14 protein-coding genes are annotated in these 13,712 nt (G+C 37.2%); 3 read left to right on the forward strand and 11 right to left on the reverse strand.

The features are described 5' to 3' along the window. The first annotated feature begins 230 nt into the window (after positions 1-230). Positions 231-1,127, forward strand: a complete 897-nt coding sequence (locus FXF70_RS04455) for a PhzF family phenazine biosynthesis protein (protein ID WP_148779899.1) — start codon at positions 231-233, stop codon at positions 1,125-1,127. Positions 1,128-1,166: 39 nt separating this feature from the next. Here the strand turns inward: FXF70_RS04455 and FXF70_RS04460 are convergent, their stop codons facing one another. The 5 genes from FXF70_RS04460 to FXF70_RS04480 form a co-directional block, all read right to left on the reverse strand. Further along, positions 1,167-2,027: a LysR family transcriptional regulator gene (locus FXF70_RS04460; RefSeq protein WP_060781594.1), complete on the reverse strand. Its 861-nt coding sequence runs from the start codon at positions 2,025-2,027 to the stop codon at positions 1,167-1,169. Between the two features lie 13 nt (positions 2,028-2,040). Next, the gene (locus FXF70_RS04465) at positions 2,041-2,547 is read right to left on the reverse strand and encodes a hypothetical protein (protein WP_025208302.1); all 507 of its coding nucleotides are present in this window, start codon (positions 2,545-2,547) and stop codon (positions 2,041-2,043) included. A gap of 15 nt (positions 2,548-2,562) precedes the next feature. Then, positions 2,563-3,069 carry an LURP-one-related/scramblase family protein gene (locus FXF70_RS04470; RefSeq protein WP_007497338.1) on the reverse strand — a complete coding sequence of 169 codons (507 nt, stop codon included), beginning with the start codon at positions 3,067-3,069 and terminating at the stop codon, positions 2,563-2,565. A gap of 108 nt (positions 3,070-3,177) precedes the next feature. Beyond that, entirely contained in the window at positions 3,178-3,516 is a 339-nt protein-coding gene (locus FXF70_RS04475) for a darcynin family protein (protein WP_039962871.1), read from the reverse strand. 71 nt (positions 3,517-3,587) lie between these two features. Then, the gene (locus FXF70_RS04480; RefSeq protein ID WP_058214381.1) at positions 3,588-4,178 is read right to left on the reverse strand and encodes a Crp/Fnr family transcriptional regulator; all 591 of its coding nucleotides are present in this window, start codon (positions 4,176-4,178) and stop codon (positions 3,588-3,590) included. A 100-nt stretch (positions 4,179-4,278) separates the two neighbouring features. Here FXF70_RS04480 and FXF70_RS04485 point away from each other — a divergent pair, with 100 nt between their 5' ends. Together FXF70_RS04485 and FXF70_RS04490 are read left to right on the forward strand one after the other, a co-directional pair. Further along, positions 4,279-4,527, forward strand: coding sequence for a hypothetical protein (locus tag FXF70_RS04485; protein ID WP_058214389.1), 249 nt, complete (start codon positions 4,279-4,281; stop codon positions 4,525-4,527). Positions 4,528-4,541: 14 nt separating this feature from the next. Next, the gene (locus FXF70_RS04490; protein ID WP_148779900.1) at positions 4,542-4,784 is read left to right on the forward strand and encodes a hypothetical protein; all 243 of its coding nucleotides are present in this window, start codon (positions 4,542-4,544) and stop codon (positions 4,782-4,784) included. A 69-nt stretch (positions 4,785-4,853) separates the two neighbouring features. On the opposite strand, the gene FXF70_RS04495 is transcribed toward FXF70_RS04490, so the two are convergent. The 6 genes from FXF70_RS04495 to rlmH all read right to left on the reverse strand — a co-directional run bounded on the left by FXF70_RS04495 (position 4,854) and on the right by rlmH (position 13,687). After that, complete coding sequence (locus FXF70_RS04495; RefSeq protein ID WP_007497345.1) at positions 4,854-5,702, reverse strand: MBL fold metallo-hydrolase; 849 nt, start codon at positions 5,700-5,702, stop codon at positions 4,854-4,856. 54 nt (positions 5,703-5,756) lie between these two features. After that, positions 5,757-7,586 carry a hypothetical protein gene (locus FXF70_RS04500; RefSeq protein ID WP_148779901.1) on the reverse strand — a complete coding sequence of 610 codons (1,830 nt, stop codon included), beginning with the start codon at positions 7,584-7,586 and terminating at the stop codon, positions 5,757-5,759. 412 nt (positions 7,587-7,998) lie between these two features. Continuing rightward, a complete protein-coding gene (locus FXF70_RS04505) occupies positions 7,999-9,168 on the reverse strand; it encodes a DNA cytosine methyltransferase (protein ID WP_041508066.1) in 1,170 nt (389 codons plus the stop codon). A gap of 97 nt (positions 9,169-9,265) precedes the next feature. Beyond that, entirely contained in the window at positions 9,266-10,819 is a 1,554-nt protein-coding gene (locus tag FXF70_RS04510; RefSeq protein ID WP_041508067.1) for a restriction endonuclease FokI C-terminal domain-containing protein, read from the reverse strand. A 374-nt stretch (positions 10,820-11,193) separates the two neighbouring features. Continuing rightward, on the reverse strand, positions 11,194-13,128 hold the full coding sequence (locus FXF70_RS04515) for an ORC-CDC6 family AAA ATPase (RefSeq protein ID WP_148779902.1): 1,935 nt from the start codon (positions 13,126-13,128) through the stop codon (positions 11,194-11,196). Between the two features lie 79 nt (positions 13,129-13,207). Continuing rightward, positions 13,208-13,687, reverse strand: coding sequence for a 23S rRNA (pseudouridine(1915)-N(3))-methyltransferase RlmH (gene rlmH, locus FXF70_RS04520; RefSeq protein ID WP_148779903.1), 480 nt, complete (start codon positions 13,685-13,687; stop codon positions 13,208-13,210). Positions 13,688-13,712 lie beyond the last annotated feature (25 nt).

Below are 13,712 nucleotides of genomic sequence, written 5' to 3' on the forward strand. Positions count from 1 at the left end.
GATGCTGACCCCCTCGCTTTCTTTTTGTTTTGTTCAAGCATACTACAAAAAGCAGATTCTCTTTGAACCTGCCTTTTGAACTATCATTATTTTTTTCAGCCTTAGCGCCTAGTTGTTTGATATTGTATTGCATGAACAATTCCAATTCATCACATTCAAAAGATTCATTTTACGAATGCATCCTACACACTTATGATGAACATAACAACATGTTTAGGAGGATTCGTCAGATGAAAGATATTAGGGTGTATCATGTCGATGCGTTTACAACTGAGAAATTTGGAGGTAATGCCGCTGGGGTGGCGTTGGATGGGGATTGGTTAACGGAGGATGAGATGCAGAATATCGCCAAGGAGTTGAACTTACCCGAGTCCGTTTTCTTGCTGCCGGCACATGATGAGAAAGCCGATTATCGAGTGAAATATTTCACTCCAACGGAAGAGGTCAATTTCTGCGGGCATGCGACGGTTGGGTTGACTTGGCTTTTAGCGACGGAGCTAGGGATGGCTAAAGAAAAATCAGGGGTTGTGTTAGAAACAAAGATCGGCCATGTTCCCGTTGTATGGCACGAAGAGAATGGCAAAGTTGTGGATGTCGAGATGACACAGGTCACACCAAAGACGCGAGATTTTATCATCGATGTAGAAGAGCTTAGTGATATTCTCGGTATAAGCAGTGACAGGATTGATCCATCCTATCCTATAAAATTAGCAAACACCGGAAACTGGCATCTTCTGGTTCCGCTGAAACACCAGAATGACATTGATCAAGCAGCACCAAACTTGGAAGCTTTAGGAAAAATGAATAAAGAGCAGGATATCACAACGACTCATCTTTATACGTTTCAATCCACAAAAGACTGTGATCTTTATACAAGGGATTTTGCACCTGGCATTGGTATACCCGAAGATCCTGTAACGGGAGCAGCCAACGGGGCATTGGCCGGATATCTGTATTTGGAAGGGATCATTTCTCAGCAAGAAACCACTCATCTACGCATTGCTCAAGGTGATGCAATCAGCAGACCAGGATTGCTTCGTATCACGGTCATTCCGAATGAAACAAAGCCGGTCATTAAAGTAGCAGGTGCAGCGGTTATTACCATTCGCGGGGTGGTCACGCTATAAATTGATCAGCTTGAATAGAGACTCTCGTTCAAGCTGAATCTATTTAAAATGATCTTTGACTGCTTCAATCCATCTTTTAGTAGAGGGAGAGGCTGCGTTAAAAGATTTAAACGCCATATTGATTTCGCGATAAACACGGGTCTCAAGTGGAATTACGTTCGCATGAGGCACCTGAGGCGGCAACATCAATTTCGGAATGATCGTGAGCCCAAGGCCTTCCTGAACCATAGAGATGAGCGTATTGTTGTCCCCAATCTCAAATAAAACATGGGGTTTTACGCCGCTTTCTTTTAATAATTTCTTAATGAGTTGATCACAGCCCGCTTTTGGCATAATAAATGGTTCATCTTGGAACGAAGCCACTTCCATCACCTTCTTTGTATGGAAACGATGACTCTCTTGCATGAGCACTACCAATTCATCTTGAAACAGTGGAACAGTTTCCAAATCTCTAGATGGCTGTGTTAAAAACCCAAGATCAACTGTGCCAGACGCGATCCACTCTTCAATCTCTTCATAGCCGCCTTCGTATAACTCCAATTGGATATTGGGATAACTTTTCGTAAAACGATGAATGAGCTGCGGAAGCATTTTTGAAGAAAAACTAGAGAACGTGCCGATCTTGATACTCCCCACTTCCATCCCTTGAATCAACGCCGCCTCCTGCTCAAGCAATGACGCATGATGAATGATTTGGCGAATATGGGGCATCACCCGCTCACCTGCATCTGTCAGCGACAGCCCGTTTCGATTCCGATGAAGCAGCACAATCCCAAGCTCTGACTCAAGCTTCGCCATATTATGACTCACCCCAGACTGCGTCAGCCCAAGCTTCTCACCAGCTTTTGTAAAACTGCCGCATTCGACGACTGTTTGAAATACTTTGTATGGGAATGTCATTCGTTTGCTCACCTCACTTTAGATCTTGGCAAAACCTACTGTTAGACATGTCTGTGATTTTTCGATTTAATTGTTGTTCGACCAATTGAAAACATGCCTGCTGAATCCATAAACGTTTAAATGTATAGAGTTGTTCTTTTTCATCGCCATGCATCTCTTCATCTTCTTCTAACTGAAAATCTGTTAATTCGATTTTGTCATGAACATGCATGTGAATAAAAACATGCGCATTGTGAAAATCATGCATATGCTCTACTAAAGCTGAGATATTGGTGATAAAATCATCGAATATATCTTCTGCTAGCGTTTTCTTGAGATCTAGATGGCTGTGCACATCCATTGATATGTAATTATCTCTTTCATCCAGTTCTTCTTGAGTGGCCAGAGGGTTATCATGAATCGTTGCTTTTCTATTTAAATCTGTAATCGAGAAATAAACGATGATGTCTTTATTATCGAGAAATTCATACTCCCATATCTCTGCATCTCTTAATCTTAAAATGCGGGTGAGATTGTCCAACTTTAAACCCTCCAATTAATTATTCATTGTCGTCGACGAAGACCTAGACGCCGCTTCATCCGCTTTCACACAATCAATCGCAACAACCAATGCAATCATCACAGGCTCCATCTCTTCTTTCAAAATATCAACCTTATAGCTGTCACCCCAAGTAAACCATTCCTTCTTCACCTGGCCGATCACTTCGCCGCTTTGCAGCACTTGGAAATTCATATCCCACCAGTTCCCTTGTACTTCGATACCAGCAGCATCAATTGAATATTTGGCTTTGAAGAACGTAAACTCTTTTTTGATCGTCAATACCTCTTGTCCACCGACTTCTACTAAAAACTTCGGTAAAAAGCTAAACATTTTCTTCGTAATTACAGCGATGACGTCTCGTTCTGTATTCAAAATGGTGAACGTCTTTGGCACCTTCATAAAGCTGCCTTCGACCTCATATACATCATTCTCCTGTTGGTCCTTTACCGTAAATCTGCCGCTCAGACTAAATACCTTTTGCTTCATATACAGCTGCTTCATAAGTACCTCCGATTCAGTTCAAAAATTTATCCGTTCTTCCCTTACCCCTGATTATACCAAAAAATAGAATGTGCAAAAAACCACCTGATAGCAGGTGGTTTTCGATTACTAATCCATTTTCAAAGATTCTTTTTCATATGTTTGAAAAGCATCTTCCATTCCCATGATGACCTCTTTAATTTTGACATAACCACTTGTGTAAGGAATAGAATCTCTAATCTCTTCCCACATAAAATGATAGAACTTCAGGTCATCCGTTTCACACATCACAAAATCTGTGTAATCCTTACCTGGAAGAGCTTCAGCATCAAAAAAGCGCACCGTCACATGTTCCTCATATTTCTGCATCAATTCTTGCAGCGAAGCCGCATGGGTTCTTCGCTCCTCTCGTGGTAATGCAAGCCAAGATGGATAGAACTCTAATAAAACAACCATCATATATTTCATCATCAAGCCCCTCGATTCTTCTATGATGTGATGATTGTACGCCAGATCTAGAGAATGCGCATTAACATAGGTTAATGTTCAGCAGGATGCAGCAGCCTGCTCAGCGAAACCGGAGAAATACCGATATATGAGGCAATATGATATTGAGCGATACGCTGATGTAACCCGGGATATTTCAATAAAAACGCCTGATATCGCTCAATGGCTGGCAAATAGAGCAGTTCCCTCTCACGCTCTTCCTTTCTCGTATACAGCCTTTCTACACTCACCCGAACAAACCGCTCCCACATATGACTGCTGTCCATCAACATTTGAAGCAGATCATACGGAATTTCAATCACGATAGAATCCTCCATCGCTTCAATCGAATAAGGAGAAGGCTGCCCGTTGATCATACTTGCATAAGAAGTAGCAAAATCATCTTCCAACGTAAAAGCCACGTTGTACTCCCTTCCATCCGGTAACAAATAGTAAAGACGGAAGAGCCCCGTTATGCAGAAATAAGCATGCTTCACTGGATTGCCAGCCTTGATCATGCATGTACCTGCTTTTAATTGTTTAATCGTTGTTCCATCTTTGAAGACTTGCCAATGATTTTGTTCAATTGGATATTTCGATATTTTGGTTTTGAACGTGTCGTATGGGTTAGTTATTTTGTCCATCTGTAAGTTACCTCTCTAGTAATAGAAGACTTGATATAAAATAGTGTCAGAAAACACGCAAGTTATAATGGAAATATAAGCGATGATGAGAGGAGAAACAATGAAAAAAATCACTTTTTTTGACTGGACCATCCATTTACAAGCAGACTTAACAGCGATTACCGATCATCATGAAAAGAAAATGGTTATTTTAGAGCCATCCATTGAACTAAATAGCATCATCTGGATAGACGACAACAACGAGCTACAAATCAAACCTACTTGGGATTGTGTCATTTCAATTGATCCAACCAATAAATCACTGACAATCCGGCAAACAAAAGAAGTATTCGGAGATGTGTACGAATGAAAATAGGAGGAACTATGAAGAAAACCACTTTTTATGATTGGACAGTTCACTATCCTGAACATTTAACAGCCGTCAAAGATGATACAGAAAAGAAAATGGTCTTTCTAGAACAGACTGTTGAATTTAAAGGAATTATTTGTATTGATGAGAATGATGAACTGCAAATAAAGCCCACTTGGGATTGTGTCATTATTATTAATGCAAAACAGATGTCTATCACAGTTCGTGATGCAGAAGACTTTGTAGGTTTACCATAGAAATAAAAAAGTCTCGTTTGAGGAAAATCACTCAAATGAGACTTTTTCTGTTTTAGTCACCATAATTATTTAATAACCATTTACAAAATAAGCGATTGTCTCTAACTCATCTTCTTTTAGCTCTCTGTTCACATGTGTTTGATATTCACTCTTGATTCTCTCCTGATCTCCACCATAAAGATCCGTGTATTTCGCCATCATTCGAAGCTTATCTGTTTCCTGACGAAACTCCTCTTTTGTCCATGGTCTTTGGTGTGAAGGAATATACGTTTCAGCATCAAATGCATCTAACTCATCTAAAAGACGCAAGATTTCTTTTACCGTATAATGTACTTTTTCAGCATACATTTTCGGATAAATGCAATCAGCAAGAAACAGGATTTTTTCCTCTTTCACATACACGATCACTGAATCTGCGGCATGATCGCCTCCAACATGCTGCACAACACAAGTCACCCCGCCAAGATCAATCTCCATCCGACGATCAAACGTCACATCCGGTAAAACGACCTGAATCTCTCGATGATTCTTATATTCTTCTTTGATGGCCTTCGCGCAAAAATCAATCTCCGTTCCTTCCCTCACCCGCTCATCAATCGCCTCATCTGACCAAGAAAACGGAAGAAGCTTCTCCATTTCCTTTCTGGTTTTTGCCGAAGCAATTGCAACCGAATCAGGAAGCGCAGGCAGACCAAAAATATGATCCCAATGCCAATGAGTGAGGACCACCATATCCGGCGTGGCGTTCTCTTGTTTTAAGGTCTTTTGGATAAAATAGTTCGCATGATCTTCTGAATTACCTGCATCGATCATTAATGTTTTGTTATCGCCTTCGACCATGCCTAGGATGGGGCGGTCGGTGAGTGATACTGGTGTGATGTAGGAGAAGGTTTTGCCTATTTTTTTGATTGTGTGCATGGTGTGCCTGCTTTCTAATATTTTTATTCTCGTAGTGCGAAGGTAAACCGAAGCCTATTTCTTTAATAAGTATTTGGCTAACTTTCGATCTTCCTTATCCTTTGTCTTCACGGCAATATGTTCAATCAATTCTCTTGTGGCCGCTTGCTGCGAATACGAAGGAGACCATTCTTTTAATACACTTAAAGCATGATACTGTAAATTTCCATCATTTGATCTAAGTGCAGCTTGAATCAATGGCAATCCTACACCGTCGTGTTCATATAAATCTTGCACAATATATTGTAGACAAGCCACTTCATCATCTGAGAGGTTTGATAACGATAAATGTGTTTCTGCAAATGTGCAAAGCTCTCTAATATGCTGGTGATGATTTGTGTCCATCACAGCAAAGTATATTTCACTATTTGCCGGATCTTTCTCAAGTAAAGCAAATAGATGCTCAATCACATCTAAACGATAAAAGAGAGCGATTTCAAGTGCTTGGGAGCTAAAACCCTGTTGTAACGAATCGATTGCAAGCTTTGGCCATCTACTGTCATTGATAAACGGTTGAACAGCTTCCTGGATAGCCTTATAATCGTCCTGTTTCCATGAAGCATTCAATCGGTCGTCCCAAATCTCTTGTTCATCATTTAAAAACTCATTTATTTTCAATATTGGATAAAAGCCCTCAATTGTTTGGCAGTGCATATGAGCATGGTGAATAAATCGGCAGAGAACTGAGCTTGCATTTGAATACTCATCGATTCCGTAGATAGATACCTCATCTTCTAATAATGCTTGAATGATGAGACTCGCTCCATCGTATAATTCTTTGGAAATTTCATCTTCTGATAAAGCTGTTTCCAGATCACCATTAAGAGCGCAAGTATAAGCTGAGTATTCATTCATGATTGTATTTTCGCAGCCCTTTGTTAGGAGCCATCGTTTTATTTCTGGCGTCGATGCTTCCAATTGCTCAACAGCCGAAATCTTCCCCCATCCATCGACGGACTTTGCAAGACGCCAAACATGTTCGTTTCCTTGAATTGTGCCATTCTTCAATGCAAACACGACATAAGAAGTAAATTCTTCATGCATACCTATTGTGAATAAAAGCTCTTTGTATTTTTCACAGTTTGTACATCCCAGTATCATAACTGCAAATTTGACGACCTCCCGATGTGCCGCATATTCAAGAAGCCATAACGCTTCTTGCTGTACACGGGATTCATCCCATTGTGTTTGCTGAAATCGTTCAATTAGCTCACTGTTGCGACTCGCCATATTGTTAGAAATGATTTTTTCATATGTTTTTTTTCTAGTTTCATTTGTAGGATGATTCAGTTGTATTTCAAAAAGCTTCAATAGTTTCTTCACATAAAAAGGGGCAGGTCGTTCATCTACATAATAATCAGATAAACCGGGAGCCAATCGTGGTTCATTTTCGTCAAATAAATAATCTTCATCGGGTAAACGATCATCTACTATTTTATGATGTGTTTGAATTTGTTGTTGAATAAAGGGAACGATTTTCTCTTTATGATCCCATGGTAGAAATTCTATCTTCATTGAATCATCTAAAACCGTTTCATGATCTACTTTCACAATACAACGAAATCGTACATACCCACCAAGTTTAACGGACACTTTGTGTTTTGTACCATCTTGAAGCTCCAATATCCCTGACAATTTTGAATAAGGGATCATATGAGTCAATAAACTTTTTCGTTGTTTTTTATCAACTGTCACACCATCAATGATTAGTTGCTCTTCTTTTATCTGGTTTGTAATTTCTATAGAATGCCCTTTATAATCCATTTTCCATTTTTTAGTTATTTCTTTTTCTACGTCTTTTATTACGTTACGTATTTCATGTTTAAAGTTTTCTTTAAAACTCATGGAAGTCTCCTTTAATTCTATTGATCTCCCTTAATCTCCGTTATAAGAGATTCTTTTAAACAATAAATAATTCTTCTTATCTTCCAATATATACTTTACTATAAAAATTTGGCAGACACTAACCATACCAATTACCACTTCACTTTACTAGGTGATTTACCAAACTACTTAAAAAACCTTTACTCATTTCAAATTATAGAATATAAAGTGGGAAAACTTGAAATCAGGACCAATAGTAAAGACATCTACTTTATGATCACTGATATGGGCTCTTAAAGAAATAATATTATCTCTAGATAAAATATTCCTTTAACTAAGTATGAATGCTATGTTTTTTATAATTTCTTCAATTACCGAAATTTAAAAAAGTATCGTCTAAGGACACTACCTCAAACGATACTTTTTAATGAGATTACTTAAACAATTTTGTTTGCACTACATCTTCTAATACTTTTTCTTCAATGGATTTTGACTTTTTTCTGCTCTTTTTAGTTTGACCAGTAAGTAACATCTCACTTAGTTCATATTCCCATTTTGAAGTTTCGTATTCGTATTCAATACCTGCAAAAGATTTGAGTATTGCTTCAACTATAACTTTTGCTCCGTCTGGAGGAACTGCCATGCCTATTTGCTTTCTGACGCTTTCTTTCCCACCCAAAAACTCAAAGTCATCTGGAAAAGTTTGCAATCTCGCTCGCTCTCTATTAGTCAAAGCTCTTGGCTCATCGTAATGGTACATGTGAGTACCACCCCCACCTGAACCAGTGACCGTATAAGCAGGGGTATCAGGATTAAGCCTTTTATAGATGTTAGATAATCTTGCACCTTTTACATTTAATCGCAAATGCTCTGGAATACCTTCAAACCATGCATTTTCACCAGGTGGTATTGACTCTAACATCTCTATTACCTTGCCTTTATGTTTTGTATACTCATGGTTAAAAGCATCTGCTGGTATAGGTGGATTTTCCAGTGCTTCTCTTGTTGTTTTCCACTGTGTAGGACTCTTAAAAGGAGCTTTAGGCACTTTAAACTTCCAACCAAAATCTTTCCTAATTCCGACTATTATAATTCTATGTCGAGCTTGCGGTACGCCATACTCTTGAAACTTGTATAAATGAGGAGTAATGTTGTACCCTGACTCTTCCATTTCCTGCATTATTTTTATAAATGCTTTTCCTTCATTGGAGCTTTCCAACCCACCTACATTCTCTGCTATAAACCATTTGGGTTTATGATGCTTTAATACCTTTATACCATAAGTGTATAAAGGACCGTATTCACCTTCCAAGCCCTTTGATTCGCCTACTATGCTGTAGTCATTACAAGGGAAGCCAAATGCAAAGCAATCTATTGCTGGTAACTTTGTGACATCTAACTGTCTAACATCTTCCCAAATAACTGATTCAGGATTTCCAGGACATATGTTATGTCTAAACGTATTACATGTCGCTTCATCGTAATCATTAGCCCATTGGTGCTCTACTTTGAATACTTCACCATTTTTTTCAATCTGAGCTTCTCTTGCCCCAAGCGTCAATCCTCCTGGCCCACAAAAGAGCTCGCCTTTTTTAAATATCATTACTTCACAACTCCAAGTGTTCGTACTTTTGTTCGCTTTTATTTATTATACACCATAGTTAAACGGTTGAAAATAATTGTAGTACGAACACTCTCTATTACAATGAATTAATATCAGAAATCGAGACTACCTCGTTGCTTGTGAACAAGTTTCTAAGAGAAGCGTGATCAATTGTAGCGACTTGATTCCTTTGTAGAAGCCTCATTATATTAGATGCAGTAATCACCGTTCCATTGATATTTGTTTCTTCAGCAATACTTTGTATCTGTGAAGAAATATTAGAACCAAATCCATCTGCTACGTACATAAAGAATGTGAAGTCATCATCTCTATAGGTTGGTATGTAGTTCCTGACCATTCGATTTCTATGGTCATTTGTAATCGAGTACCTTCTGTAAGCCTTAGTATCAATGATTCCCGAATAGTTCAACGGTGATTCTACATAGATATCAGGATGTAGTGGTTTAGCCCCCACATGCTGGGCATTAAACCCTAACTCTTCAAAAACATTTTGGGTAGCCAACTCAAACTCGGTAGCAAGTTCTCTTCCGCTGACAGCCATGTTCATATAGGTAGCTTCAAACAGCGAAAAAGTATCCGGTCGAAATCCATCTAGAGCTCTTGCTACCTCATTTGTCGTATAACCGGTCGCAGACGAAATCCTGTTTAATATGTCATCGGTTATGGTGGATATTGGAGTCGTACCCGCTATGTGCAGAAGTTCACTCCGAATTCGCCTCTCTCTGTATATATTATCTGTAATGTTTTGCCCACCAAAATTACGATTATCACGATTTTGACCTGGAGCTAATCCAAAGTTTCTTTGAAAGTTTTCTATGCCAAATTGATGATTAGCGTCTAACCTTCTCAATGTGGTCCCGTCAGTCATAATCGATTGCACATCTACAATTCTCTCAGGCAAAATAAATATACTTCCATTATCATTCCTGCTTATGAACTGAGTGTATTCCAAGTAATTGATTAGGGTATTAGCAATATCCTCTAATCCACTGATAGTCTTCTCTCGACTTCTAACACCAGTCGTACTACTTGGATATAGCTCCTCAAAGTTCTCGGGTAAAACAGCATCCCCCAGTAACCTGTAATCTAAAATACGTTGTACCACGTTTTCAAAGCACCCTTGTGATTCGTTTTCTCCTTCTGTAATTACAAATCTCCCAATCTCTTCTTTAGACAAAGTATGTACACGATTATCTAATAGGAGTTTTAATAGAAAGCGAAATGGTCGAATTTGAAAGCGCTTATTGATATTTACTCTTCTTCTTAAAGAGTAAGGAGAAGGATACTGTAACTTCATTAATTGATTTGTGACAATAGGAACTGGTGGCTGACCAGAAAGCAATGCATCTCCTGCTAATGTAGTACGAGTGATGTTAGTCTCTGTTTCTATATAGACAAGACCTAAATTGTATAACCACGATTCGTATGTTCTCGCCCCACCAGCTCTCCTATCCCTACGTTGTCCCACTCTTTTCAATCCATATCTTTCCAATTCCGTTTCAAAATCTAATTGACGTGATAAACTTCCTCTCCAATTCTCACCTAAATTTTGTAATGTGAATAATGATAATATATCTACAACAGGATAAAGTCTTCGTTTATTTCGAGGTACTTGCCAATTATTAATCATATATATCACTCCGATTCATATAAACTGTAGTTATATTGTATCAAATCTCACCAAATTTAAGTTACTTTTCTCTTGTAGAACTCGTATCTTATGGGGCATTTTTACTTTACAATATTTATTTAATACAAAATTATCCTAATTAACCCGGAGTTTATTAGACCCAAAATCAAAAAACACACTATTAAACTCTGTTAAGAACTTTCGAAAAGCAGAAATAGAGCTTAAGAATAGTTTCCTCACTCAATCATAAAAATCATTACCCAATAGCAATATTGCATTAGATTTGAGGCACAGGAAGTTGAGGCTCGTTCTTTCAAAAATACTCTTGAGGCTACTTATGATACGGCTTACCGTTACTGTTCTTAATGCGGTTATTAAATATTATTGGAAAAATAATAGTTTTTATTGCCTTTTACCTTTATATTAATTAAATTTTGTTTCGCAAGTACTTTTGAACCCCAGTTAGATACTTTATGTCTACTACACCCTACAACATCTGCAATCTCTTGAGCACTCATAGCCTCTTGCTCATCTAAATCATTTATTAAACCCAATATTTTTGTTTCTACCTCAACAAAGTTCCCTTTACTCATGGGGACCTCTTTATGAATTATTTCTTCCAACTTTTCGTCATCTTCATGACATCGTTTTACCTTAACATGTGCAACTTCACTTTCTTCATAAATAGTTCCACATTCGGGGCATTTATAACTTTTTATTTTATCCTTCACAAAATATGGATCAAATTCACTTAAAACATCATCATAAATAAATCTAATTGCTGTGAACTCATCTTTCTCCTCAGCAAATTTAATATTAAAATCTGTGCAAATATCATAATCTATCGCATATAGATTATAATTCCCACCAGCTTTAGACGATCGCCCTTCTTCTAAAAGAGTTAACATAAAATTTTCACAAAATTTATTCATATAATCTTTACGAATTGGATCCAATAAGATATGACTAGCCGGCCTATCAGGATGCTTGTTTTTCTCTTTCATTGCTTTTTCTATGATTCTATTCCACATATCCATGTAATAACCTGGTATTAAATTTCCTTTAATGCTACCTTGAAATTGCTTAGAATGCATTTTCCTAGCACTTCTAATTCCAAAATTTAAATCTTGCATTTTTATTTTTCCAAAGGTTCCATCTGAATTTGTACATTGCATCCATGCATTTTGCAATACCCAACCCAATGTACGTGTAACACCTAACGATGCTCTAGCTAATCTATGGCATAAAACTTCTTTTTTTATATCAAAAATAGTACTATATGTAACACCTGAACAAAAAGCACTTAATCGTTTCTCAATTAAATCCCCTATATGTAATTCTAATTTTTTTAACGTACTCACTGCACCATCTAATTTTTCAACCACATCATTTAAATCTAAAGAAATTGGATATAAATCTCTTCCTAAAATTATTTTATCGCCAAATGTATACCTGTCTGTAATAACGCCGACTTTGAAAAACATATTTATTTTATTTCCTAGCAAACTCTTAATTATTGAAGATAATTTTAATTGAGCTTCATTATTTAAATCTGAAAACTCATCCAAAAAAATAAAGATTGAATCGATATTTGCTTTCTTTTTAATATCACTAATTTTTTTTAGAAACTCTTGTATATTTATTCCCCTAACCTCATTAAATTCTCTTTGTTGGTTAGTACTATAATTTTGCTTCAAATTAGATTGCAAACTTGGATTAGCTAAATTTAAATTTCCTCTAACACTAGATTCCCTGGCGTCAAACATAGTTGTTTGAACAGCGATATTAGAAGATTCCTTGATTTTTAAACCTTCTACTAATATTGTTTCTATATAATCTAAATCATCTAATGCTGGATTTTCCTTTTTAAATATCATTAGATATTTTTCATCAAACATAACCTCAAGCTGACTCTTTAAATTAGCTATAATTTGTCTTATAAAATGTAATTCTAATGATTCAAGTTCATTTTCTGAATTAAATAGATCATTACAACTAGTTAAATCTATGTAAATGGGTAATATCTTTTTATCCCCTAAAGAATTTTCTTTTTTACTCAACTTTGGAGAGATTGACTTTAAACATTCATAATACCCACGCATTAAAAGAGTAGTTTTTCCTGTACCACGTCTTCCAGCTAAATAATTATCTTGTCTTTGTAAAAGTAATCCAAGGTTATTAAATGTATCAATATAATACTTTTCTAATTTATCTAGTTGATCAAATCCATCTATAGAAATATAATCTGCCCTTAAGATAGATTCAAAAGCATCTTTAATATTAGTTTTCTCTTTAGTAATAGTATTCAAAATATCCTCCCCTTACATAAATAATAATATAATTTTCAATAAGTAAAATCGTATCTGTTAACAATTGCGATTCTATCACTCATTTATGATAAGGCTCCCCCCGCACAATCCGAAACGCCCGATAAACTTGCTCCACCAACACCAGCCTCATCAACTGATGCGGGAACGTCATCCTCGAAAACGACAGTTTCTCATTCGCACGCTGCATCACAGCATCGCTTAACCCAAGGGATCCCCCTATGACAAAACACACCTTACTTTTTCCGTATGTTGCCAGCTTATCTATTGTATCGGCTAATTCTTCGGAAGTTTTCATTTTTCCTTCGATGGCGAGGGCGATGACGTGGGCGTCTGGGTTGATTTTGCTTAGGATGCGTTCGCCTTCTTTGTCTTTGATGATTTTCATGTCTTGCTCGCTGAGATTCTCGGGTGCTTTTTCGTCTGCGAGCTCAATGATCTCGATTTTTGCGTATGCTTGTAATCGTTTTGTGTATTCGGCTATGCCTTGCTTTAAATATTTCTCTTTTAATTTTCCTACTGTGATAATTGATATATTCACAGGTCATCCCCACCTTAAGAACAAG

It is taken from the genome of Bacillus sp. Y3, from assembly GCF_008123875.1.
GTDB classification, from domain to species: domain Bacteria; phylum Bacillota; class Bacilli; order Bacillales; family Bacillaceae; genus Bacillus; species Bacillus altitudinis.

Bases quoted from the DNA above. Each gene is read 5' to 3' on its own strand.
- FXF70_RS04455 (WP_148779899.1), top strand. From the start codon at position 231: ATGAAAGATATTAGGGTGTATCATGTCGATGCGTTTACAACTGAGAAA.
- FXF70_RS04460 (WP_060781594.1), bottom strand. From the start codon at position 2,027: ATGACATTCCCATACAAAGTATTTCAAACAGTCGTCGAATGCGGCAGT.
- FXF70_RS04470 (WP_007497338.1), bottom strand. From the start codon at position 3,069: ATGAAGCAGCTGTATATGAAGCAAAAGGTATTTAGTCTGAGCGGCAGA.
- FXF70_RS04475 (WP_039962871.1), bottom strand. From the start codon at position 3,516: ATGAAATATATGATGGTTGTTTTATTAGAGTTCTATCCATCTTGGCTT.
- FXF70_RS04480 (WP_058214381.1), bottom strand. From the start codon at position 4,178: ATGGACAAAATAACTAACCCATACGACACGTTCAAAACCAAAATATCG.
- FXF70_RS04485 (WP_058214389.1), top strand. From the start codon at position 4,279: ATGAAAAAAATCACTTTTTTTGACTGGACCATCCATTTACAAGCAGAC.
- FXF70_RS04490 (WP_148779900.1), top strand. From the start codon at position 4,542: ATGAAGAAAACCACTTTTTATGATTGGACAGTTCACTATCCTGAACAT.
- FXF70_RS04495 (WP_007497345.1), bottom strand. From the start codon at position 5,702: ATGCACACAATCAAAAAAATAGGCAAAACCTTCTCCTACATCACACCA.
- FXF70_RS04500 (WP_148779901.1), bottom strand. From the start codon at position 7,586: ATGAGTTTTAAAGAAAACTTTAAACATGAAATACGTAACGTAATAAAA.
- FXF70_RS04505 (WP_041508066.1), bottom strand. From the start codon at position 9,168: ATGATATTTAAAAAAGGCGAGCTCTTTTGTGGGCCAGGAGGATTGACG.
- FXF70_RS04510 (WP_041508067.1), bottom strand. From the start codon at position 10,819: ATGATTAATAATTGGCAAGTACCTCGAAATAAACGAAGACTTTATCCT.